At 68.4% G+C, this 23,081-nt stretch carries 13 protein-coding genes; 8 read left to right on the top strand and 5 right to left on the bottom strand.

Translation table 11 applies throughout. The features are described 5' to 3' along the window. Positions 1-188: 188 nt before the first annotated feature. Positions 189-1,103: a dihydrodipicolinate synthase family protein gene (locus AC1DYN_RS25420; protein ID WP_477964280.1), complete on the bottom strand. Its 915-nt coding sequence runs from the start codon at positions 1,101-1,103 to the stop codon at positions 189-191. 88 nt (positions 1,104-1,191) lie between these two features. Here AC1DYN_RS25420 and AC1DYN_RS25415 point away from each other — a divergent pair, with 88 nt between their 5' ends. Beyond that, positions 1,192-2,430 (top strand): hypothetical protein, encoded by a 1,239-nt coding sequence (locus tag AC1DYN_RS25415; protein WP_477964278.1) that lies wholly within the window; start codon positions 1,192-1,194, stop codon positions 2,428-2,430. Positions 2,431-2,434: 4 nt separating this feature from the next. Here AC1DYN_RS25415 and AC1DYN_RS25410 read toward each other — a convergent pair whose 3' ends face one another. Further along, the gene (locus AC1DYN_RS25410) at positions 2,435-3,457 is read right to left on the bottom strand and encodes an aldo/keto reductase (protein ID WP_477964276.1); all 1,023 of its coding nucleotides are present in this window, start codon (positions 3,455-3,457) and stop codon (positions 2,435-2,437) included. A gap of 363 nt (positions 3,458-3,820) precedes the next feature. Further along, entirely contained in the window at positions 3,821-4,360 is a 540-nt protein-coding gene (locus AC1DYN_RS25405; protein WP_477964274.1) for a hypothetical protein, read from the bottom strand. Between the two features lie 661 nt (positions 4,361-5,021). Here AC1DYN_RS25405 and AC1DYN_RS25400 point away from each other — a divergent pair. The 7 genes from AC1DYN_RS25400 to AC1DYN_RS25370 all read left to right on the top strand — a co-directional run bounded on the left by AC1DYN_RS25400 (position 5,022) and on the right by AC1DYN_RS25370 (position 20,036). Then, the gene (locus tag AC1DYN_RS25400) at positions 5,022-13,469 is read left to right on the top strand and encodes a calcium-binding protein (protein ID WP_477964272.1); all 8,448 of its coding nucleotides are present in this window, start codon (positions 5,022-5,024) and stop codon (positions 13,467-13,469) included. 111 nt (positions 13,470-13,580) lie between these two features. Continuing rightward, positions 13,581-14,783: a glycosyltransferase family 4 protein gene (locus AC1DYN_RS25395; RefSeq protein ID WP_477964270.1), complete on the top strand. Its 1,203-nt coding sequence runs from the start codon at positions 13,581-13,583 to the stop codon at positions 14,781-14,783. Positions 14,784-14,937: 154 nt separating this feature from the next. Beyond that, entirely contained in the window at positions 14,938-15,258 is a 321-nt protein-coding gene (locus AC1DYN_RS25390) for a hypothetical protein (protein WP_477964268.1), read from the top strand. A 365-nt stretch (positions 15,259-15,623) separates the two neighbouring features. Then, positions 15,624-16,187, top strand: a complete 564-nt coding sequence (locus tag AC1DYN_RS25385) for a hypothetical protein (RefSeq protein ID WP_477964266.1) — start codon at positions 15,624-15,626, stop codon at positions 16,185-16,187. 84 nt (positions 16,188-16,271) lie between these two features. Then, positions 16,272-16,430: a hypothetical protein gene (locus AC1DYN_RS25380; RefSeq protein WP_477964264.1), complete on the top strand. Its 159-nt coding sequence runs from the start codon at positions 16,272-16,274 to the stop codon at positions 16,428-16,430. A gap of 92 nt (positions 16,431-16,522) precedes the next feature. After that, positions 16,523-18,676, top strand: coding sequence for a peptidase domain-containing ABC transporter (locus AC1DYN_RS25375; protein WP_477964262.1), 2,154 nt, complete (start codon positions 16,523-16,525; stop codon positions 18,674-18,676). Between the two features lies 1 nt (position 18,677). Next, positions 18,678-20,036 carry an HlyD family type I secretion periplasmic adaptor subunit gene (locus tag AC1DYN_RS25370; protein ID WP_477964260.1) on the top strand — a complete coding sequence of 453 codons (1,359 nt, stop codon included), beginning with the start codon at positions 18,678-18,680 and terminating at the stop codon, positions 20,034-20,036. Positions 20,037-20,105: 69 nt separating this feature from the next. On the opposite strand, the gene AC1DYN_RS25365 is transcribed toward AC1DYN_RS25370, so the two are convergent. After that, complete coding sequence (locus tag AC1DYN_RS25365) at positions 20,106-22,724, bottom strand: ATP-binding protein (RefSeq protein WP_477964258.1); 2,619 nt, start codon at positions 22,722-22,724, stop codon at positions 20,106-20,108. Continuing rightward, positions 22,708-23,081: winged helix-turn-helix domain-containing protein (locus AC1DYN_RS25360; RefSeq protein ID WP_477964256.1), on the bottom strand; the 374-nt coding region annotated here is incomplete at its 5' end. The genes AC1DYN_RS25365 and AC1DYN_RS25360, both read right to left, overlap by 17 nt.

Below are 23,081 nucleotides of genomic sequence, written 5' to 3'. Positions count from 1 at the left end.
GAGCAGTACATCACCTGGAGCGTGATGTCGGCGCGCAACCACGGGGCGGAAGCTCAGCGGCTCAAGACCTTCTCGGATTGGGCGGGGCGCATGTGGCGGGAGTGAACGACGATCCCCGGATTGGCATCCGGGCTACATGACCAGTAGACCTGTAGCCCGGATGAAGCGAAGCGCAATCCGGGACCGCGTTACGCCCAGCGGAGGACCAGTGGGTCCAGCCTGCGCGCTGCGTCGAGCAAGCCCGCCCGCGTCGCCGGGTGCATCGCCGGATACGGGTGCCGCGGTGCATCGCAGGCGATCACGCCACCTTCCTTCATCAAGGCCTTCGCGCTCAGGAAGCCGCCCTGCCGGTTCTCGAAGTTGATCAAGGGCAGCCAGCGCGCATAGGCCGCGACTGCGGCCTCGCGATCCCCCGCCGCATACGCATCGACGATCTGCCGGATGCCATCGGGGAAGCCGCCTCCGGTCATCGCACCGGTGGCGCCCGCATCCAGGTCGGCCAGCAGCGTGATCGCCTCCTCGCCGTCCCACGGCCCCTCGATCGCATCGCCACCCAGCGCGATCAGGTCGCGCAGCTTGGCGGCGGCCTGCGGCACTTCGATCTTGAAGTAGCGCACGTTCGCGGTCTCGCGCGCCAGCCGCGCCAGCGTGGCGGCGCTCAAGGTGGTGCCGCTGACCGGCGCGTCCTGCACCATGATCGGAATCGCCAGCGCATCGGACAGGCGCGAGAAGAACTCGACCCACTGGCCCTCCGGCACGCGCAGCGTCGCGCCGTGGTACGGCGGCATCGCCATCACCATCGCGGCGCCGAGTTGCTGGGCGCGCACGCTGCGCTCGATGCACAAGCGGGTGCTGAAGTGCGTGGTGGTCACGATCACCGGCACGCGGCCGGCGACGTGCGCGAGGATGGTCTTCGTCAGCAGCTCGCGCTCGGCATCGGCGATGACGAACTGCTCGGAGAAGTTGGCCAGGATGCACAGCCCGGTCGAGCCGGCATCGATCATGAAATCGACGCAGCGCTTCTGGCTGTCCAGGTCGAGCTCGCCGCTGTCGGTGAAGGTGGTGGGCACCACCGGAAACACGCCCTTGTATCGCACAGCCATGGCCCGGATCCTCGTTCGGTGACGGATGTCGCAGTAGAACAGTTTCGCGTTTGCCAACGGGATCGCTCGGCTGTTCCAATCGCTCCCCATGACATTCCTGATCGTCCTCTCGCTGCTCGTGCTGGTCAACGCCTGGGCGACGCGGCGCGTGCTGCGCACCGAAGGGCTCGACGGCCGCCGCGGCTGGCTGATCGCCGGCGTCTGGATCCTGCCGTTCATGGGCGCGCTGATCATGCGCACCCACTTGCCGGCGCAGGCGCCGCAGGCCCTGGCCGAAGAGCCGGCGCTGCCCGGCACGCGCTCCGAGGCCTCGCCGCTGCAACTCGAAGCGCCCGGGGTCCCCACCTTCTCGCTGCAGCAGCACATGGGCCTCGTCGACGGCCTGCCGTTCATGGACTGGCGGGCGGTCCGTGCCTGGACAAGCGGCATCGCCGACGAGGTCTCCCGGCAACTCGCCACCGAGCAGGCGCAGCGGGCCTGGCTGTTGCACCTGCGCGATGCCTTCGGCGATCATTTCCGCCTGCACGAGACCGGCCAGGCCTGGGTGCTGTCATCGCTGGAGAACCGCGTGGTGCAGGCCACCGCCGACTACGTGGCCCGCACGCGCGAACGCGTCGCGCGCGTGCTCGGGCAATTGGCCGGCCTGGCCGCGCAGCAGCGCAGCATCGTGCTGGTGATGGACCACGACGAGGACTACTACGCCTACGTCGCCTGCTACTACCCGGACCCACCCGGCGACGGCGAGGTCTTCGCGTTCAGCGGCGGCATGTTCGTGCACGCCGGCTGCCCGCACTTCATCGTCAAGCGGGCCGACCTGACGGCGATCGAGCCGGTGATCGCGCACGAGATGACGCACAGCGCGCTCGCGCACCTGCACCTGCCGACCTGGCTGGACGAAGGCCTGGCCGTCAACACCGAGCACCGCCTGACCGGCACGCCGCGGCTGATCCACACGCCGCACGAGTTGCAGGCCATGCACGAGCGCTTCTGGGGCGAAACCGAGGCGCAGCAGTTCTGGTCCGGCCGCTCGTTCCACCGGCCCGACGACGGCAACCTGCTGTCATACGAACTCGCGCGCATCCTGGTGCAGCAGCTGTCGCGCGACTGGCCGCTGTTCGAGCGCTTCGTGCTGTCCGTGAACCACGACGACGCCGGCGCGCAGGCAGCGCGCGAGGTGCTGGGCATCGAGCTGGGCGGCACGGTGGCCGCGCTGATGCAGCAGCCGCAGGCGCTCGGGTGGTCGCCCGATCCGGCGCGCTGGGATGGCCCGGCGCGCACCGGCCCGGCCGACAAAGACGTCGAGGCCGGCGCCGCGGCGCCGGCCTGAACCGTCACACCGGCAACGGGTTGCGCTCGAAGCTCTGCTGGTGCCAGTAGGGGTACGGTCGGGTCACCGTGCTGGCCTCGTCGAGCAGCTTCATGTGCGCCGGGCTCAGCGTCCAGCCGATCGCGCCCAGGTTGTCGCGCAGCTGGGCCTCGTCGCGCGCGCCGATGATCACGTTGGCCACCGTGGGCCGCTGCAGCAGCCAGTTCAGCGCGATCTGCGGCACGCTCTTGCCGGTTTCCTTCGCGACGGCGTCGATCGCGTCCATCACGCGGAACAGCTGTTCGTCGGGCACCGGCGGCCCGAACTCGGCCGTCTTGTGCAGGCGGCTTTGCGCCGGCAGCCCGGTGCCGCGGCGGATCTTGCCGGTCAGACGCCCCCAGCCGAGCGGGCTCCAGACCACGGCGCCGACGCCCTGGTCGAGCGCCAGCGGCATCAGTTCCCATTCGTAGTCGCGGCCGATCAGCGAGTAGTAGGCCTGGTGCGCGACGTAGCGCGAGAGGCCGAGCCGTTCGGACGCGGCCAGCGACTTCATCAGGTGCCAGCCCGAGAAGTTGGAGACGCCCAGGTAGCGGATCTTGCCGGCGCGCACCAGGTCGTCCAGCGTGCGCAGCGTCTCTTCGACCGGCGTCTGCGCGTCGAAGCCGTGCAGCTGGTAGAGATCGATGTAGTCGGTGCCGAGCCGCTTCAGCGAGGCGTGCACCGCGTCGAGCAGGTGGTGGCGCGACGAGCCGACGTCGTTCGGACCGTCGCCGAGGCGGAACGTGCCCTTGGTGGAAATGATCACCTTGTCGCGCCGGCCCGCGATGGCCTGGCCGAGCACCTGTTCGGCCGCGCCCGCGGAGTAGATGTCGGCGCTGTCGAACATGTTCAGGCCGGCGTCGAGGCAGATGTCGAGCAGGCGGCGCGCGCCGTCGGCATCGGTCTTGCCCCAGGCGCCGAAGAACTCGCCACCACCACCGAAGGTGCCGGTGCCGAGGCTGAGGACGGGGACTTTGAAGCCGCTTGAGCCGAGTCTGCGATGTTCCATTCGGGTGTCCTTGTGAGGTGGATGAGGGCGCGTTGGCGGACCGTTGTCGAAGAGTCCATCCCCAAGAATGGGGACGATGCTGCGTCGCGCAGTGTGCCGCGGCCCGGATAGACTGGTTCGCAAAAGGGACGGAGCAAGAAGAAGATGAGATTGAGGAGGAAAGGGCGCCAGCCCTTGTCGCGTGCGCACGCATGTTGCCCGCCCGAGGTCAGGATGGGCGCCTCGGGTGTTCGACTCGTCGAGTCGCGAGCAATCAATCCGTACGGGCACTTCCATGTCGCATCAGCGCTTCATGGGGACGCCGTGTCGTCGCGATGCGCCTTCGTCTCGCACCACACCGATTGATATTCACAAGCAGGGGGTTCAGATGAGTGACTTCACAGATCGTTGGATGGCGGCTTTCAGGGATCCGTCCGATTCAGATTGGGCCGGGATGGGCGCAACGACCGTCGAGGGTGCCTTCGCTTCCGTCATGAGATTCTCGAGCGACGTCGTGCGCTCGGGGGGCCTCCGCGAGCAGGGTGCCGCCGAGGTTCTCGAGAAGCTGAAGGAAATGACCGCCATCACGAAGCTGTTTGAGAAGGCAAACGCCGCCGCAGCGTCGTGGCCGGACAAGACGGCAGCAGATCTTCGCTTTCTCGGGGAAATGAAGAAGACCCAGAAGCTGCTGGAGCGGACGCGCATGGCATACCAGCGAGGCGGCGGTGTCGGGCCGGATTCGGTACTGCCGTTTGCCAAAGGCATGATGAAGGCATTCGGATTCGCAGTCGGCGCATGGCAGATCTTCGACATGGCGAGAACGGGAACCTCCAACGACGTCGCGAGGACGACCACGGGCGTCATGGCGGGAATGCTGGCGACGGAACTGACCGGTGCGACGCTCGGGGCGTTTGTCGTCGGCATGGCAGGGACCGGGCCGATTGGTGTCGTTGCGCTTGGTGCGCTCGCGGCCATCGGCGTCAGCGTGTTGGTCGGTTATGCAGCAGGCAAGGGTATCGAGATTCTTTGGGATGACTATCTCAGCACCGATTCGGACTTGCTCGCGAGGAGGATGCTGGAGTCGGCCAAGACGATCTATGGCGACGTGGGCAGTCCCGAATACCAGAGCTTCCAAGCTCAAGTGATGACCGCGGCCTCCAAACTCGGACACCTCAATGGGACCTGGTTGGTCGGATTCGGCAACGACCTGACCAATTCGCAAAAGACCATCTTCACGGTGCTCGCGTTTGCACCGGCCGGCATCCAGGCCACTCCGGCGTTGCTGCAGGACCTTCAAAAGGTCTTCGAATTGGGGTGGTCGCAGGGGCGCCTGACAGTTCGCGACGAAGTGCTTCGAATCTTGCTGGGGATCGCGGATGACAAGGAGACGCCCTACGCGAGCGAACTCGTCTCGATCGACGGACCGATGCTGAACATCGACATGTCCCGGGCCTCCGAGCGTTCCCTCAGGAACGTCGGGGAAGTCATCTGGGGTTTGGCCGAAGACGCCGGCAACATCGCGGAAGGTGCGACGAAGACCATCAGAGCTTGGCACGTTGCGGCGGGTGCTGCGAGCGTCAGCTGGATGGGGAACGCATCGGAGACGGCGGACGGGATTCTCGGCAGCGACCAGGCTGACAACCTGGATGGCGGCGCAGGCAACGACCTGCTGATTGGCCGCAATGGGGCCGACATCCTTCTGGGCGGCGCCGGTTCGGACTACCTGATCGGCGGCGAAGGCAATGACATCCTCGACGGCGGCACCGGCCCCGACTATCTGTATGGCGGTGTCGGCCTCGACCGCTACCGTTTCTCGGGCGACGCCGGCGGCGATTGGATCACCGACAGCGATGGCCAGGGCGTCATCGACGTCGTCGGCTTCGGGGAGCTGAAGGGCCAAGGTGCGAAGAAGTATGCCGACGGCATCTGGCGCACCGATGATGGCCGCGTGCTCTACGAGCTGACGACGTCCGAGCTCGGCAACACGTTGACGATCCGCTTGGCCGGCGTGAGCCAGCCCATCACGATCCGCAACTGGAGCCCCGAGAAGAATGTCGGCATCACGTTGAGCGATGTGGCTGCGACGCCTGCGCCGCCTGCCGGTGGCAGTGTGGAACTCGACCTGGGCACCGACGCCGGCATGCGGCGCTACCGCTACGACCCGACGGAGACGCACCCGCAACTGACCGGCCCGGTCACGCTGCGCAACGGCCTGCTGGCCAACCTCGGATTCGTCGAAGGCGGCAACTTCAACGACGTGATCGAAGGCGGGCTGGGCTCGGTCGACAACCCCTGGGCGGCAGACGTCACGATGATGGCGCGCGGACGCGACGGCAACGACCAGATCTATGCCGTCGTCCAGCAGACGCTTGCCGAGGCCATCGCCGGCACTCCGGCCGCGCCGACCCATCTGCAGGAAGGTTATGTGCTCGATGGTGGCCGCGGCAACGACACGGTCGTCGGCAGCGGCGTCAACGACATCCTGTTCGGCGGCGCGGGCGGCGATGTGCTGGTGGGTGGTGCCGGTGCCGACATCATCCTGAGCGACGGCGACCTGGGCCTGCCGCGCCTCAGCTCCGACACGTATGGCGTCGGCGACAACAGCAGCAACTGGGGCGCCGGAACCTACTACCGCCAGTTCAACGGCAACATGGGCTACCTCTACCAGGTGCGCGCCCAGGACCCCAACGTGCGCAATGGCGAGACGACCACCTGGCTGCGCATGGAGGCGGTCGATCCGCTCGGCAACATCGACTTCACCGGGTTCTCGCAGTCCAACTACCTGAACTGGACGCCGCCGGCCGGCAACTGGACCACGGTCACCTCGGCCGCCGGCGATGTCTACAACAGCGCCACGTCGTCGATGGCGGTGACCGGGCACAGCATGACGGGCTGGTTCGGCTACAACCCGGCCGCGCCCACCTACCTCGACGAGTTCAACACCGCGCGCCACAGCGGGCAGGACACGGTACATGCCGGTGCCGGCGACGATGTTGTCAATGCCGGTGGTGGTGATGACTTGGTCTTCGGCGAGGCCGGCAACGATGCGCTTTCCGGCGGTGCCGGCAACGACCGGGTCTTCGGCGGTGACGACAACGACCTGGTATATGGCGACGGCCCGGCCTATTCCACCGATCCGCTGGTCGATGTGCTGACGCAGCGATCCTTCGGCAGCAACGGGCTCGATCCCGCGCGTCACGGCAACGACCTGCTGTTCGGCGGCAACGGCAACGACAAGGTGGTCGGCGGCGGCGGCTCCGACCAGCTGTTCGGCGATGCCGGTGCCGACACGCTGTACGGCGACCACGACGGCCTGGCGACCGAGTACTGCGGCGACGACCTGCTGAGCGGGGGCCTCGGTGCCGACCTGCTGATCGGCGGTGGCGCCCGCGATGAACTGCACGGCGGCGCCGACAACGACGTGCTGTGGGGCGACGGAACGCTCGCGAATGCGGTGGCCGCGTCGCACGGCGACGACACCTTGTACGGCGAAGACGGCAACGACACGCTGTATGGCGGCGGCCGCAGCGATTCATTGCTGGGTGGGGCCGGCAGCGACCGCCTGATCGGCGATGCGGAGACCGGCGCGCTCCCGTCCGACCTGCATGGCAGCGACACGCTGGACGGTGGCGATGGCGACGATGTGCTGCTGGGCAGCGGCAATGACGACACGCTGCGCGGTGGCAATGGCAACGACTGGCTGTCCGGCGAGGACGAGACGACGAGCACGGCCGTTTCCACGCTGACCGGTGACGACGATCTCGACGGCGGGCTCGGCAACGACACGCTGGTCGGCGGCAATGGCCGCGACCGCTTGCGCGGGGGTGACGGTGATGACGCACTCTACGGCGGCGCGGGCGACGACGAACTGGACGGCGGTGCCGGGCTCGATGTGCTCGACGGCGGTGCCGGCGACGACACCTACATCATCCGCGAGTCCGATCTTCCGACGGGCGACTTCATCGAGTTCATTGCCGACAGCCAGGGCAGCAACCGCCTGGTGATCGAGGAGGGCGCTGTGGTCTCGACGAGAAAGGGCTCGAACCCCGACGACCTGGTGCTGCAGATCGGAGAGCGCTTCCTGCTGATCAGGAACGGCATGCAGGGCGCGGTGTCGCGTTTCGAGCTGGCCGACGGCTCGGTCAAGACCTTGTCCGAGCTGCTGCGCAGCACCATGATCGATCCGCTGCAGCTGGTGGCACCGATCGGCGGTGGCGGGCTCGCCGGCGGGCGCGCGGGCGATTCCTTGCGCACGGATCATGGCGACACCTGGATGCAGGGCGCAGGCGGCAACGACACCTACGACTGGGGCGGCGACCTGGGGGGCATCACGATCGGCGTGAGCCTGGGCGACGGCATCGACCGGGTGCTGGGATCCTCGCGGTTGCAGACCGTCGAGACCCGCGGCGCGAACGTCATCGATCTCGACGAGACGATCGAGCCCGAAACAGTTCGCCTGGCACGTCGCACGGTCGATGGCGTGGTCCGCCTGACGCTCGAGTACGGCGATGCCGGGGACTACCTGGTGCTGGCTTTCAGCGGCACCGACTGGCAGTCGCTGTCGACCTCGTTCGACATCGTTCGCTTCGCCGATGGAACGCAGCTCAGCTTTGCCGAGCTGGCGGCCAAGGGCGTGCTGATCGATGGCATCAACGTGGCCGGCAGCACGCAGATCGACGGCAGCTTCCTCGACGAGGAGATGCGGGGTACCCACCTCGCCAACGTCTTCACCGGCGCCGGCGGCAACGACACCTACGTGTTCGGCCGCGGCTCCGGCGCCGACCGCGTCAGCGCCGAATCGCGTGGCGCAACCGACGTCGAGACGGTGCAGTTCAGCGCGGGCGTGCTGCCCGCAGACGTGCAGTTCGTGCGCAGCAACAACGACCTGCTGGTCCGGATCGTCGGCACCGCCGACGTGCTGACGGTCACCGACGCGTTCGTCGGCAACCGGATCGACCGCTTCCGCTTTGCCGACGGCAGCCTGCTGGCCTGGGACACGCTGCCGATCGCGAGCGGGAACGAGCAGGCGACCGACGGCGACGACCTGATCTACACCGGCCCCGGCGCGGACGCGATGGACGCACGCGACGGCCGCGACACCGTGATCAGCGGTGCCGGCAACGACACCGTGCATGGTGGCGGCGGCAACGACACCGTGTACGGCGAGGCCGGCGACGACCTGCTGTTCGGCGACGGGCAGAACGACGCGCTCAATGGCGGCGCCGGCAACGACCGGCTGGAAGGCGGCGTCGACGACGATGCGCTCTACGGTGACGACGGCGACGACACGCTGATCGGCGGCATCGGCAACGATTACCTCCAGGGTGGTGCCGGCAACGACTGGCTCGAGGACGACGGCGAACGCAACGCGCTCACCGGCATCGCGACCCGCCTGGTGGGCGGCGGCGGCATCGATACCTACCGCATCCTGCCCGGCGGCGGACTGAACGCGCTTGTCAGCGTCGACGCCGGCACCGATGGCGGCGACACCGTCATCCTCGTCGGCGTCGACCCGGCCGGCGTCCAGGTGCGGCACAACGGCAACGACCTGTTCCTGCTGGCCACCGATGCGGCCGGCAACACGCTGTGGCAGGTGCAACTGCTGAACCAGGGCAGCGCGGCGGCGGTCGGCAACCCGCCGGTGCAGCAGGTGCGTTTCGAATCCAGCCCCGGCATCGTGTGGACGGCGGCCGACCTGCGCGCGCGCTCGCTGGTGGGCGGGGTCGGCAACGACCTGCTGTACGGCTATGCCGAATCGAACGACCTGCTGACCGGCGGCGCCGGCAACGACGACCTGAGCGGCCTGGCGGGCAACGACACGCTGGACGGCGGAACCGGCGACGATGCGCTGTTCGGCGGTGCCGGCGACGACGTCTACCTGTTCGGCTCGGACAGCGGCAAGGACCACCTCGTCGACTTCGAGGGCGCCAACGAGATCCGCCTCGCCGCCGGCATCACGCCGGCGATGCTGTCGTTGACCCGCACCGGCCAGAGCGGCTGGGGCGACGTGCTCGCGAACGACTCGCTGGTGCTGACCCTGCCGAGCGGTGCACGGCTGTGGATCGACCAGTACTTCCAGCCCGGCGGTGTCGGCACCGGCAGCGTGCTGTTCGCCGACGGCACGCGCTGGAGCTACGCCGACCTGGCGAGCCGTGCCGGACCGAGCATCACCGGCCCGGCGGACACCTTGACCGGCGGTGCCGGTGACGACGTGTTCACCGTCGACAACCCGCGCGACGTGATCGTCGAGCAGGTTGGCGGTGGCACCGATTCGGTGCTGAGCTCGATGTCGTACGTGCTGCCCGCCAACGTCGAGAACCTGACGCTGAGCGGCAACCTCGACCTCAGCGCCACCGGCAACAGCGCGGCCAACGTGCTGCGCGGCAACGCCGGCAACAACCTGATCGACGGCAAGGGCGGCGCCGACACGCTGTACGGCGGTGCCGGCAACGACGTGTACCGCTGGTTCTACAACAGCGAGATGTTCGGGACCGCCGACTGGAGCTACTTCACGCCGCGCAATCCGAACTCGATCGAACTGGCCGGGGAAGGCGTCGACGCCATCGAGACGGATGCCTTCAGCATGACCCTGCCGGACAACGTGGAGAACCTGCGCGTCACGTCGCTGGTCCGGCCGACCGGCCTGCGCTACCAGGCGGGAGACCAGTTCCGCTACACCTACATCGGCAACACGCTGAACAATTTCATCGACCTGAAGGCCGGATCCGCCAACTACAACTGGATCAACTCGCCGGCGATCCTCGGAACGCTGATCGACGGCGGTGCTGGTGCCGACACCATGCGCGGCAGCGACATCGACGACACCTACGTCGTCGAGGACGCCGGCGACGTCGTGATCGAGACCGGGGTGTGGAGCGACGGGCGGCAGCGCTCGACGAACGACACCGTGCAGGCGAGCATCGGCTACACGCTGGCTGCGAACCTCGAGAACCTGGTGCTGGCCGGCAGCGAAGCGATCGAAGGGCGCGGCAACTCGTTGGCGAACATGCTCGACGGATCTCGCAACACCGCGGCGAACGTGCTGAGCGGCCTGGCCGGCAACGACACCTACCGCATCGGCCTGAACGACGTCGTCGCCGAGGTGGCGGACGGCGGCATCGACACGGTCATCGTCGAGAGCCTGCTCGGCCAGCCGGCGACGCCGCTGCGCAGCGGCGACTACGCCAACGTCGAAGACCTGCGTGCCGGCGCCAACATCGGCAACATCGACCTGGAAGGCAATGCGGCCGACAACGTGCTCTACGGCAGCCGCGCCAGCAACACCATCACCGGCGGTGCGGGCGATGACAGGCTGTACTCGGTCGACCTTGCGACCGTGCCGTACAACCAGATCCAGCGCCGCAACGACTACCTCGACGCCGTCGACGTCCTCGATGGCGGTGAGGGCAACGACCTGCTGCGGGCCTACGGCAGCTGGAACACGCTGCGCGGCGGCAGCGGCAACGACACGCTGACGGGATTCGAGGCCTCCTGGGTGGAGTTCGACGGCGGCAGCGGCGACGACGTCATCGAGGTCAGCGCGATGAACAGCTACCAGGTCGACTTCGRCGGCGGCAGCGGTGCCGACCGGATCACCACCGGCGCCCTCCGTTCGGCCGCCGAGTGGGCCCAGAACCGCGGCGGCTACTCGGCCGTGGTCTTGCAGCAGGGCATCGACGGGGCACGGCTGCGCTTTGAGCGCCAGGGCGAGGCACTGGTGATCTCGCTGGCCGGCACGACCGACAGCCTGACGATCGATGCATTCTTCGACGCCACGACCGGCGAGGTGCGGCTCGGCCTCGATTCGGTGCTGTTGGCCGGCAACAACCGCATCACCCGCGATGCCATCGTGGCCGCGCTCGGGCGCAATTCGCTGCAGGCCGGCACCGCAGCGGCCGACCTGCTGGTGGGGTTGGTGGGTGGCGGCAGCGTGTCCGCGGGAGATGGCGACGACGAACTGGTGGGGCAGGCCGGCGACGACGCGCTGAACGGCGATGCCGGCAACGACCGGCTGTCGGGCGGGCTCGGAGTCGACACGCTCCGGGGCGGTGCCGGCAACGACACGCTGCTCGGCGGTGCGGGCGCCGACGTGTACGTTCTGGAGTTGGGCGGTGGCGCCGATGTGATCGCCGACCGGGACAACAACGGGGTGATCTACACCAACGGCCTGAGGCCTGTCACGGACGAATCCCTGGAGACCATCGCGTTCGGTGCCGGCATTGCGGCCGGCGACCTGCGCGCATCGCAGGTCGATTCGGACCTGGTGCTGAGCGTGGCCGGCACCACCGATTCGATCCGCGTGGTGCAGTACTTCCAGTGGCCCCCACGGCCCGTGGAGCTGCGGTTTGCGGACGGCACCGTGTGGGGTGATGCGCAGATCATGGGCCTGTTCAGCGAGATCGTCGGCACTGACGAGGCCGACTACTTGCAGGCGAAGCCGGTGGCCAGCCATCTGCAAGGCCTGGCCGGTGACGACACGCTGAATGGCGCCGACTTCGACGACACGCTCGACGGCGGGAGCGGTGCAGACCAGATGCGAGGCTGGGGTGGTGACGACACCTACTACGTTGACAACGAGAACGACTGGGTCGCCGAGGATTCCGGATCGGGGAACGACAGCGTGATCTCGTCGATCACCAGGACGCTGGAGAACGAGGTCGAGAACCTGACGCTCACCGGCAACGCGGCGCTCAACGGCACCGGCAACACCGTCGCCAACCGGCTGACCGGCAATGCCGGCAACAACCTGCTGGACGGCAAGGGCGGCGTCGACACGATGGCGGGCGGCGCCGGCGACGACACCTACACCGTCGACAACACGGCCGAGCAGGTGATCGAGGCGCTCGGCGACGGCATCGACCAGGTGAAGGCCAGCGCCAGCTTCACGCTGGGCGACAACGTCGAGAACCTGACGCTGACCGGTAGTTCTGGCCTCAGCGGCACCGGCAACGCGCTCGCCAACATCCTCGTCGGCAACGGCGGAGCGAACCGGCTGGATGGCAAGGGCGGGGTGGACCAGATGACCGGCGGCGCCGGCAACGACACCTACGTCGTCGACGACACCAACGACCTGATCACCGAGCTGTCCGGCGGCGGCACCGACACGGTGGAATCACAGGCGGTCACCTACACGCTCGCGGCGGAGGTGGAGAAACTGACACTGACCGGCAGCCAGAACATCGACGGCACGGGCAATGCGGTGGCCAACACCTTGACCGGCAACGCCGGCAACAACGTGCTGGATGGCAAGGGAGGCATCGACACGATGGCGGGCGGTGCCGGCAACGACACCTACTACGTCGACGTGGCCGGCGAGACGATCACCGAGGCGTCCGGCGGCGGCACCGACACCCTCAACAGCCTGGTCACCATCGACAGCCTGGCGGCCAACGTCGAGAACCTGAACCTGATCGGCAACAATCCCGTCAATGGCACCGGCAACGGGCTGGACAACCTGCTGTTCGGCAACGGCGGGGCCAACACGCTGACGGGGGCAGGGGGCAACGACACGTACTACGGCGGCGCGGGCAATGATCTGATGAACGACACGGTGACCACGTCGAACGACGTCTACCGCTGGGGCCGCGGCGACGGACAGGACACGATCACCGACGCGGGCGGCAGCACCGACCGCATCGAGATCGGCACCGGCATCAGCGCGGCGCAGCTCACGCAGGTGCGCAGTGGCAACAACCKGGTGCTGGGCATCAGCGGCACGAGCGACAAGCTGACGATCACCAACTACTACGTGGGCACGGCCAACAAGATCGAGACGATCAAGCTGGCCGATGGCACGGGGGTTCCGGTCACGGCGACGGCGTTGTCGAGCAGCGCACCGACCGAGAAGGCGATGCCGGCTGTGGTGACGCCTTGGGACGCGATGGCGGCTTCGCTGCGGGTGACGCCGGTGCGCGAAGGCCTGCCGACGCCGATCGTGGCGGTGGCCGATGACGGCTTGTCCAGTGACCTGGCCCTGGCGGGCCTCGCGACGAACCGGCAGGCCCTGCCGGTGCGCCGCGAGCATGCGCTCTGACGTCCTGCCAAACGTACCCAGGAACGGCACGGATGTGCCGTGGCCTGCCGATTGCGCATCATCGGCAGGCCGCGCAGCGGGCGCTGCAGGACCGCGAAGGAGAGAGCCGCGATGCGCGTGTTGGTGATCCATCAGAACTTCCCCGGCCAGTTCGGCCACCTGGTCACGGCCTGGGCGCAGCGCCCGGGCTGGGACGTGCGGGCGTTGGGCCGCGAGACGGCGCCGGGCCTGCCCGGCTTCGACGGCCTGGTGCGCTACAAGCTGGCGCGCGTGCCGCATGCGCACCAGCACGGCTACCTGCGGCAGATGGAAGCGGCGACGCTGCATGGCCAGGCGGCGGCGCGGGCGATGCTGAAACTGCGCCACGACGGCTTCGTGCCCGACGTGATCCTGGCGCACCCGGGTTGGGGCGAGACGCTGTTCGCGAAAGACGTCTACCCCGCTGCGCGGCTCGTGCACCTGTGCGAGTGGTACTACGAGCCCGAGGGGGCCGACCTGGGTTTCGACCCGGAGTTTCCACTGAGCTTCGACGACCGGGCGCGCGTGCGCACCTGGAACGCGCTGCACACGCTGAACCTGACGCATTGCGATGCGGCGGTGAGCCCGACGCAGTGGCAGCGCAGCCGGCATCCGGCGATCTTCCAGCCGAAGATCGGCGTGCAGCATGAGGGCATCGACACCGAGGGGCTGGCGCCGGACGCCAAGGCCGCGGTGAAGACGCGCAGCGGTGCGGTGCTGAAGGCGGGCGATCCGGTGATCACGTACGTGGCGCGCAACCTGGAACCGTACCGCGGCTTCCACGTCTTCATGCGCGCGCTGGAGCGCATCCAGAAGCGGCACAAGAGCTGCCATGCGCTGATCGTCGGCGGCGACGGCGTGAGCTACGGCAAACGCGCGAAGGACGCGCCGAACTGGCGCGAGAAGATGCTGCGCGAGGTGAAGCTCGACCCCGCGCGCACGCACTTCACCGGCAAGCTGCCGCGCGCGCAGTACCTGCGGGTGCTGCAGGTGTCGGCGGCGCACGTGTACCTGACGTATCCGTTCGTGCTGAGCTGGTCGCTGCTGGAGGCGATGGCTTGCGGCGTGCCCATCGTCGCATCGGATACCGCGCCGGTGCGCGAGGTGATCCGCGATGGCGAGAACGGGCGGCTGGTGCCGTTCTTCGAGCCGGATGCGATTGCCGAGGCGGTGCTGCAGGGGGTGCACTCGCCTTCGGCATCGCAGTTGCTGCGCGACGGCGCGCGGCGCGATGCGATGGGCTACAGCCTGGCGGGCGCGCTGTCGGGGTATGAGCGCTTGTTGCAGGGCGAGTAGCAGGTTCCGGCAGTCTTTGAAAGCAGCGAGCCATAGCGATTGCTCATGCCGCCATCTGCCTTGTAGATGTCCCTCTTCAGGGGGTGCGCGCGGCGCTGGCTTTGCGGCGCGGCGTGGCTAGGCTGAAGCGGTCCACAGGGAGAAGGAAGAAGACATGACGGACGTTGTCATCGGTGGTGCGCTTGTCGGCGCGGCCACATCGCCGCGGCTGTGGGTGTCGGATTCGGACCGGGTGTTCTCGGTGCCGGGGCGGCAGCTGATGAGCCAGGTGCGGAACAACGAACGTGCGCAGTTCGAGGCGCCGTTGTGGATCGCGCTGTTGTGGAAACGACTGACTGCCTTTCCCTTGCAGCGCATCGATGGGCCGGTCGCATCAGGGTTGCCCGGACAGCGCTTCAAGATGCACAAGGACGGACCGTGGATCGAGGGCGGGATGACGAGCAGGCTGACGCTGCGGGTTGCTCTTCATCCATGACACGTGGCATGAAGGTGCGGCGGTCATGGATGGGATCAAGCACGTGCTTCGGTCGGACGCGCTGTACGCCCTTTCAGCGCTCGGACGGCCAGCGAGCCACCGGCCTGCTCCGGGCGTCAACCGAATGGCATCGATCGCATCTTTTCTTCTGATCCTGGGCATCCCGCTGTACTTCATGATGCGCGCGGATCGTGCTGCTTCCGAGAACGAGCGAGCGCTCGCCAAAGGGTGGGTCGTCTTTCGTCGCATCGTCTGTTTTGGCGCTGCACTCCTGTTTGGAGCTGGTGCAGTTCGAGCGCTTGTCGGCATCTTCACGGGAGAGGCAGGGCGGATTCTGCGATTAATCTGGTTGAATGGAAATATTAATGACAATCAACAAAGAGGATGTGCCAGTGGAGAGCAGATCTCAGCGAGATAAAAGAGGCCGTCGCTTCAAGTGGCTGTTCCTGTTCTATTGGATTCTGACAGTGGGCACAGGTGTGCTCTTGCCATCAGGAGAGCAATTGGGTGCGCTCCGCGACGGTGCTCGCGCTTTGATTGCACCGCTCAAGGGCGTTGTTCAAGTTGCATCGAGATCGTTTGACCCAGGATTCGTCGAGGTATTTCTTGCTTTTACGCTGTTAACAGCGGGGATGCTGGCGGTAGTTGGCTGCCTTTGGGTCCCAAAGGGAAGCGAAAGAGCATTCCCAGACGCCAGATCACGATGGTTGATCTTGTTTGCTGCAGCTTTGCTACTGGTGCTTGCTATAGGTCTCCTGTTCAAAGAGTATCCATCTCAAGGGCCAGGAGGGGGGCGAACGTCCGCCTTTCTCTATTTTGGATTATCTTCGCGAACAGGTGTTCTAACAATTCTGAATGCATGGTTCGGATTCGCGCAGCTATTCATGTTTATGGCGCTGCGAGCAGGAATTACAACGCCATCGAAATAGCTCGAGCCAATCAGGCTGGCCGACGGAACGGGGGTGCCTGTCACGGCAACGTCTCTGTCAACGAGCGGGCCGAGCGAGAAGGCGATGCCCGCCCCCGTCACGGCCTGGGACGCGATGGCCGCCTCGCTGCGGAGCACGCCGGTGCGCGAAGGCCTGCCGACGCCCTTGCACGCGGCCGATGCGGCCCCGTCGCTGCAGGTGCATGCGGTGGCGGCGTCGCCGCTGCGGCGCCTGGCCGCCTGAGCCTGTCCATCCCCAACAAGAGGGATGCAGGAACAACGAAGGACGAGCGCCCGCTCGGTAGACTGTCAATACAAAAGAGGAAGAGGACGTCCATGATCAGGGCGAAGGGAGGGGCGGCGCCGCGCGCGCTGCCGCAGCAGCAATTGCTGTGGGCGCTGGGATCACTCTGCGCGTTGCACCGGCAGCCGTTCTCGGCCGAGCTGGTGGCACGCGAGTTCCCGCCGCCGTGCACGCAGGCCACGGTGATCGCGGCCGGGCGTGCGCTCGGCTTCAAGGTGCGCCAGGTCGTGCTGAAGGCCTCGCGCATCGAACGCATGGTGTTCCCGCTGCTGGTCGCGCTGAAAGCCCAAGCACCCGACGACGCCATTGCAGACGCGCCGGTGATCGGCATCGTCACCGCGGTGGCCGATGGCAAGGTGGTGCTGTTCCGTGCCGGCAGCGCGACACCGCAGGCGCTTGAGAACGATGCGTTCGCGCAGGCGATCACCGGCGACGCCTGGCTGGCCGCGCCGGTCGCCGCGGCGGCCACCGATCCGGATGGGGCCTCGGCCACGCCCGCCTTCGGCTTCCGCTGGTTCGTGCCCGAGCTGATGAAGCACCGCCAGGTGTGGCGCGACGTGCTGCTGGCTTCGCTGGCGCTGCAGCTGATCGCGCTGGCGACGCCGCTCTTCACGCAGGCCATCATCGACAAGGTGGTGGTGCACCGCACGCAGAGCACGCTGGTGGCGATCGGCATCGCGATGGCGATCTTCACCGTCTTCACCAGCCTGCTGAGCTGGGTGCGCCAGTACCTGGTGCTGCACACCGGCAACCGCGTCGACGCCGTGCTGGGCGCGGCCATCTGGGAGCACCTGCTGCGCCTGCCGCTGCGCTACTTCCAGCACCGGCCCACCGGCGTGGTGGCGGCGCGGCTGCATGCGGTGGAGACGATCCGCGAGTTCGTCTCGGGCGCGGCCGTCGGGCTGGTGCTCGACCTGCCGTTCCTGGTGATCTGCTTGGCGCTGATGTTCTGGTACAGCGCCCTGCTGACCTGCGTCGCGCTGGGCATCCTGCTGGTCATCGGCGTGGCGAGCGTCGTGATCGCGCCGCTGTTCCAGGCACGACTGAACGAGCAGTTCCTGCTGGGCGCGCGCAACCAGGCCTTCGTCACCGAGCACATCGCCGGCTTCGAGACGGTGAAGAGCCTGCAGATGGAGCCGCAGCTGCGCCAGCGCTTCGCGGGCTACCTGGCCACTTACCTGCAATCGGGCTTCAAGACCAAGCAGACGGCCAACACCTACAACATCTTCGCGACCACGCTGGACCAGCTGCAGACGCTGTTGATCCTGATGGTGGGCGCGTACACGGTGATGACCGAGCCGAGCTTCACGATCGGCATGCTGGTGGCCTTCCAGATGTTCGCCGGCAAGCTGAGCCAGCCGGTGCTGCGCATCGTCGGGCTGTGGAGCCAGTTCCAGCAGGCCTCGCTGAGCGTGCAGCGCCTGGGCGACGTGATGAACGCGCCGGCCGAGCCGTATTCGACGACGCCGCAGCGGCAGACCGGCGGTGCCGGCCGCATCGAGGTGCGCAACCTGGGCTTCCGCTATGCCGATGACCTGCCGCTGCTGTACCAGGACCTGAACCTGACGATCCAGCCGGGGCAGACGGTGGCGATCATGGGCCCGTCGGGCACCGGCAAGAGCACGTTCGCGAAGCTGCTGATGGGCTTCTACCAGCCGAGCCAGGGGCAGATCCGCATCGACGACGTCGACATCCGCCACATGGCGGCCAACGAGCTGCGCGCGCACTTCGGCGTGGTGCCGCAGGAGACGGTGCTGTTCAGCGGCAGCATCTTCGACAACCTGCGCGCCGGCAACCCGGCCGCGAGTTTCGAGCAGGTGGTGCAGGCCGCGAAGATGGCGGGCATCCACACGACGATCGAGGCGCTGCCGCAGGGTTATCAGACCGAGATCGGCGAGCGCGGCAGCGGGCTGTCGGGCGGGCAGAAGCAGCGGCTGGCGATCGCCCGCGCATTGCTGAAGGGCCCGAAGGTCCTGATCTTCGACGAGGCCACGTCGGCGCTGGACCACGACACGGCCGAGAGCTTCGCGAAGACGATCAACGCGCTGAAGGGGCGGGTGACGATGCTGTTCATCACGCACAACCTGCCCAAGCTGCTGAAGATCGATGCGGTGGTGCAGCTGCATGCGGATGGGGCGCAGATGCTGCAGGCGGTGGCGCAGGAATCACGCAATGCGGAGAGTTGAGATGGCCTCCACCTTGCTCGACCCGGATGCTTTGGACTTCGCGCCCGACCTGCTCGCGATCCAGGAGCGCCCGCCGTCGCGCCTGCCGCGGGTGCTGCTGCTGACGGTAGCGCTGCTGGTGGGCCTGCTGCTCGCGTGGTCGGTCTTCGCCCAGCTCGACATCATCGCGACGGCCGAGGGGCGGCTGGTGCCGGTGAGCTACACCAAGCTCGTACAGCCGGCCGAGGCCGGCGTCGTCACCGAGATCCTGGTGAAGGACGGCGACGCGGTGAAGGAGGGCCAGCTGCTGCTGAAGCTGGATGCGCGGGCGTCGCAAGCCGACACCACGGCGCTCGGCCACGAGGTGGCGTTGAAGAAGCTGACGTTGCGCCGCATCGAGGCCGAGCTGGCCGACCAGCCGCTGCTGCCCGGCCGCGGCGAGCCGCCGCTGCTGTACGCCCAGGTCGACGCGCAGTTCCGCGCGCGCCGTCAGGCCTACCTCGATGCCGCCGCGCAGGAGCAGCAGACCCACGCCCGCGCGCAGGCCGACCTGCAGGCGGCGCAGCAGCAGCTGTCGAAGCTGACGCAGACGCTGCCGAGCTACCAGCAGTCGGCGCAGGCCTACCGTCAGCTCGTCAAGGAAGGCTTCGTCGGCGAGCTCGCGGCCAACGAGAAGGGCCGCGAGGCCACCGAGCGCGAGCAGGACGTGAAGGTGCAGACCGCCAACGTGCAAAGCGGCGCGCTGGCTGTCGCGCAGTCGGAACGCAAGCTGGCGGCGCTGCGCTCGCAGTACCGCTCGCAGCTCGAGAACGAGCGCATCGAGACGCTGGCCACACTGAACCGCAGCGACCAGGAGCTGCAGAAGTCGACGGTGCGCGCCGGCCAACTGGAGATCCGCGCGCCGAACGCCGGCATTGTGAAGGACCTCGCCACCACCACGCGCGGCGCGGTGGTGTCGGCCGGCGCGCTGCTGATGAACATCGTGCCGCAGGGCGAGCCGCTGCAGGCCGAGGTGCAGCTGCACAACGAGGACGTCGGCTTCGTCAGCGTCGGCCAGCTCGCCAAGGTGAAGGTGGCCGCCTACCCGTTCCAGAAGTACGGCCTGCTCGACGGCCGCGTGATCCTGGTCAGCGCCGATGCGGCCGACCCGAAGCAGCAGCAACAGCAGCCGGCACAGCAGCCGGGCCAGCCGCAGCTGAACTACCGTGCCATCGTGCAGATCGACAGCCCGGTGCTGACCAGCGCAGCCACCGGAGAGAAGCTGCTGCTGAATCCCGGCATGGCCGTGACGGCCGAGGTGCAGCAGGGGCGGCGCTCCGTGATCGAGTACCTGCTGTCGCCGGTGAAGAAGGTGGCGCAGGAGGCTGCGCGTGAGCGTTAGCAGCCCGGATGCCAATCCGGGATCGTTGAACTGGCGGGGATCCCCGGATTCCGCTGCGCTGCATCCAGGCTACAGCATGCCGCCCAGCCAGTGGCGCAAGGCGCCGGCATCGAAAGGCTTCTGAAGGAATGGCCAGCCGCGGCCCCAACCGGCTTGCGACGAGAAGGCCTCCACCGGCATGCCGGACATCAGGCCGACCCGTACCTGCGGCCAGCCGCTGGCGACGGTCTGCGCCAATTGCACCCCGCCCATGCCGTCGCCCAGCCGCACGTCCGACAGCATCAGCTGCGGCGCCGAGCCCTGGCCCAGCAGGTGCAGCGCGCGCTCGGCGCTGGCCACCGCGCGCACGCTGCAGCCGGCGGCCGACAGCATCTCGGCCACCGTGCTGCGGAACGCCTCGTCGTCGTCCACCAGCAGCACCGACGACACCGGCCAGCCGGCGTCGGTGGCCTGCACCGGGGCGGCCAGCGCCGCCACCGCGCTCGCATCGAGGGCAAAGCGCAGCGTGACGCTGGTGCCTTCCCCCGTGCGGCTCGAAAGCGCGATGCGCCCGCCCGACTGCTTGACGAATCCGTAGACGATCGACAACCCGAGCCCGCTGCCTTCGCCGTCGGCCTTGGTGGTGAAGAAGGGCTCGAACACCTTCTCGCGCAAGGCCTCGGGGATGCCGCTGCCGGTGTCGCTGACGCGCAGCTCGAGCTCGCCGCCCTCCACCCGCGTCGCGATCTCCAGCCGCCCGCCGCCGGGCATCGCCGCGGCGCTGTTGATCACCAGGTTCAGCAGCGCGTTCTCCAGCTGCCCGCGGTCCAGGTGCACGCGCGCATCGCCGGCCTGCAGCGACAGCGTCACCTGCACGTCGCTGCCCGCGCTGTACTCGACCAGGTCGGCCATCTCCTCGACCATCGCATCCACCGCCACCGACTCGGCCTGCAGCGGCTGGCGCCGCGCGAAGGCCAGCAGCCGGCGCGTCAGCGCGCTCGCGCGTTCGGCGGCCCGGCCGGCGCGCTGCAGCTGCGCGCGGCCGGCGTCGTCGAGCGCCGGCTGCGCTTCCAGCAGCCCCAGCGTGCCGACGATGGTGCCCAGGTAGTTGTTGAAGTCGTGCGCCACGCCGCCGGTCAGCTGGCCCAGCATCTCCAGCCGCAAGGCGTGCTGCAGCTGCACCTCGATCGCGCGGCGCTCGGTCAGGTCGGTCACCAGGCTGACCACGCCGCCGTCGGGCATCGCGCGGCTGCGCACGTCGTAGACGCGGTTGTCCGGCAGGTACAGCTCGACGTGCGCATGCGCGGTGAACGGCGGCATGCGGCCGGCATCGACCGACCGGCGCTCGGTGACGCCGGGGGCACTCCACGCGATGCCCCGCGCCGACTGCGACATCAGCTGCGTCACCAGCTGGCGCGGCTGCTGGCCGGCGGCCGGCCGCACGCCATGGCCGGCCAGCATGCGTTCCAGCGGCTCGTTCCACAGCCGCAGCCGGCCGTCGCGGTCGAACACCGCCAGGCCGTCGTTCATGCTGCTGTGCACCGCCGCGAGCAGCTCGCCCTGGCGCCGCAGGTCGGCCACCAGCTGCTGCTTGGCGAGCAGGTTGTCGCGGAACACCTCGAAGGTGCGCGCCAGCGCGCCCAGCTCGTCGCGCCGTGCCGTGGCCGGCGCTTTCTCCAACGGGCCGACGGAGGTGTCGCCGCGTGCCAGGCGCGACATCGACAGCGTGATGCGCTCGACGCCGCTGACCAGCCGGTGCACGTAGGCCGTCGCGCCGAGCGCGATCGCGCCGCACACCAGCGTCAGCAGCAGCAGCCCGGTCTTGCCCGACGTGATCGCCTGCGACACGCCGTCGCTGCGCGCCTGCGCGGTGCGGCGCAGCGTGGCGACATGGCGCGAGACCTGCTCGCTCAGCTCGTCGGCATTGGTGCGCGTCAGCAGGATCAGCGAGCCGCTGCGGCTGTCCAGGCCGATCTGCTCGCGCCGCAGCCGCAGGATGCCGGCCGGGCCGATCGACAGCTCGCGCAGCGTGGCGCGGAACACATCGCCCAGGCCCGCGTAGGCCTCGCGCCGGTCCGCCGCCAGCAGCAGCGCCTCGACGTCGGCCTCGAGCCGGCCCAGCGTGGCCGGCGTGTCGACGCTCGCGCCCAGCACCAGGCTGGACCACACCTGCGTCAGCACCGGGTCGCCGTTGCGCGGCGGCGCGCCGCGTGCATGCAGCCGGTTGCCGACGTCTTCCAGCCGCTCCATCTGCGTCTGCAGACGCTGCCGCACCTGCTGGCGCATCTGGGTCAGCTCGGCCAGCCGCAGCAGGTTGCTGTCGCCGCGCTCGATCAGCGGCTCGACCACGGCCTTCAGCCGGCTCTGCGTGTCGATCTCGCCGGAACGCTGGCGGATCTCGCTGATCAGCCCGCGCGCGAGGGTCGCGTTGGCGTCCAGGCTCTCGGGCGTGCGCGAATCGGCCAGGTTGGGCGCGGTGGCGGCCAGGCGGGTGGTGCGCTCGGCCAGTTCGAGCGCCTGCGCGATTTGCGGCAGCACCTCGTCCTCGTAGGCGCCGAGCTCGTGCTGCGTGCGCTGCATGCCGAGCCAGCCGACCACGGCCAGCGCGACGGCCGCGGCGAGCAGGATCACGAACGCGGTCATCAGGCGCGTGCGCACCCGCTGCGCGCGCGGGCCCAGGCTCGGCGTCAGCTCACGCGGTCCGCTCATGGTCGGTCGTCACCGGGACCGCGAACACGTAGCCCAGCCCGCGCTCGGTGCAGATGTAGCGCGGGTGCTTCGGGTTCGGCTCGATCTTGCGCCGCACGCGCAGGATCAGCACGTCGATGCTGCGGTCGAACACCTCGGTGTCCAGGCTGCGCGTGTGCTCGAGCAGCTGGTCGCGCGTCCACACCCGGCCCGGCTGGCCGACGAAGGCCTCGAGCAGGCGGAACTCGGCCGGCGTCAGCGGGCAGGGCAGGCCGCCCGGGCCGCGCAGCTCGCGCTCGTGCAGGTCCAGCGTCCAGTCGCCGAAGTGCAGCCGGCCGCCGGCGGCCGCAGCTGCGGGCGGCGCGGCCGGCTGCGTGC

It is taken from the genome of Rhizobacter sp. P2_D12 (assembly GCF_056404395.1).
The sequence above is the reverse complement of the archived record's forward strand: the minus strand, read 5'-3'. Positions and strand labels throughout refer to the sequence as shown.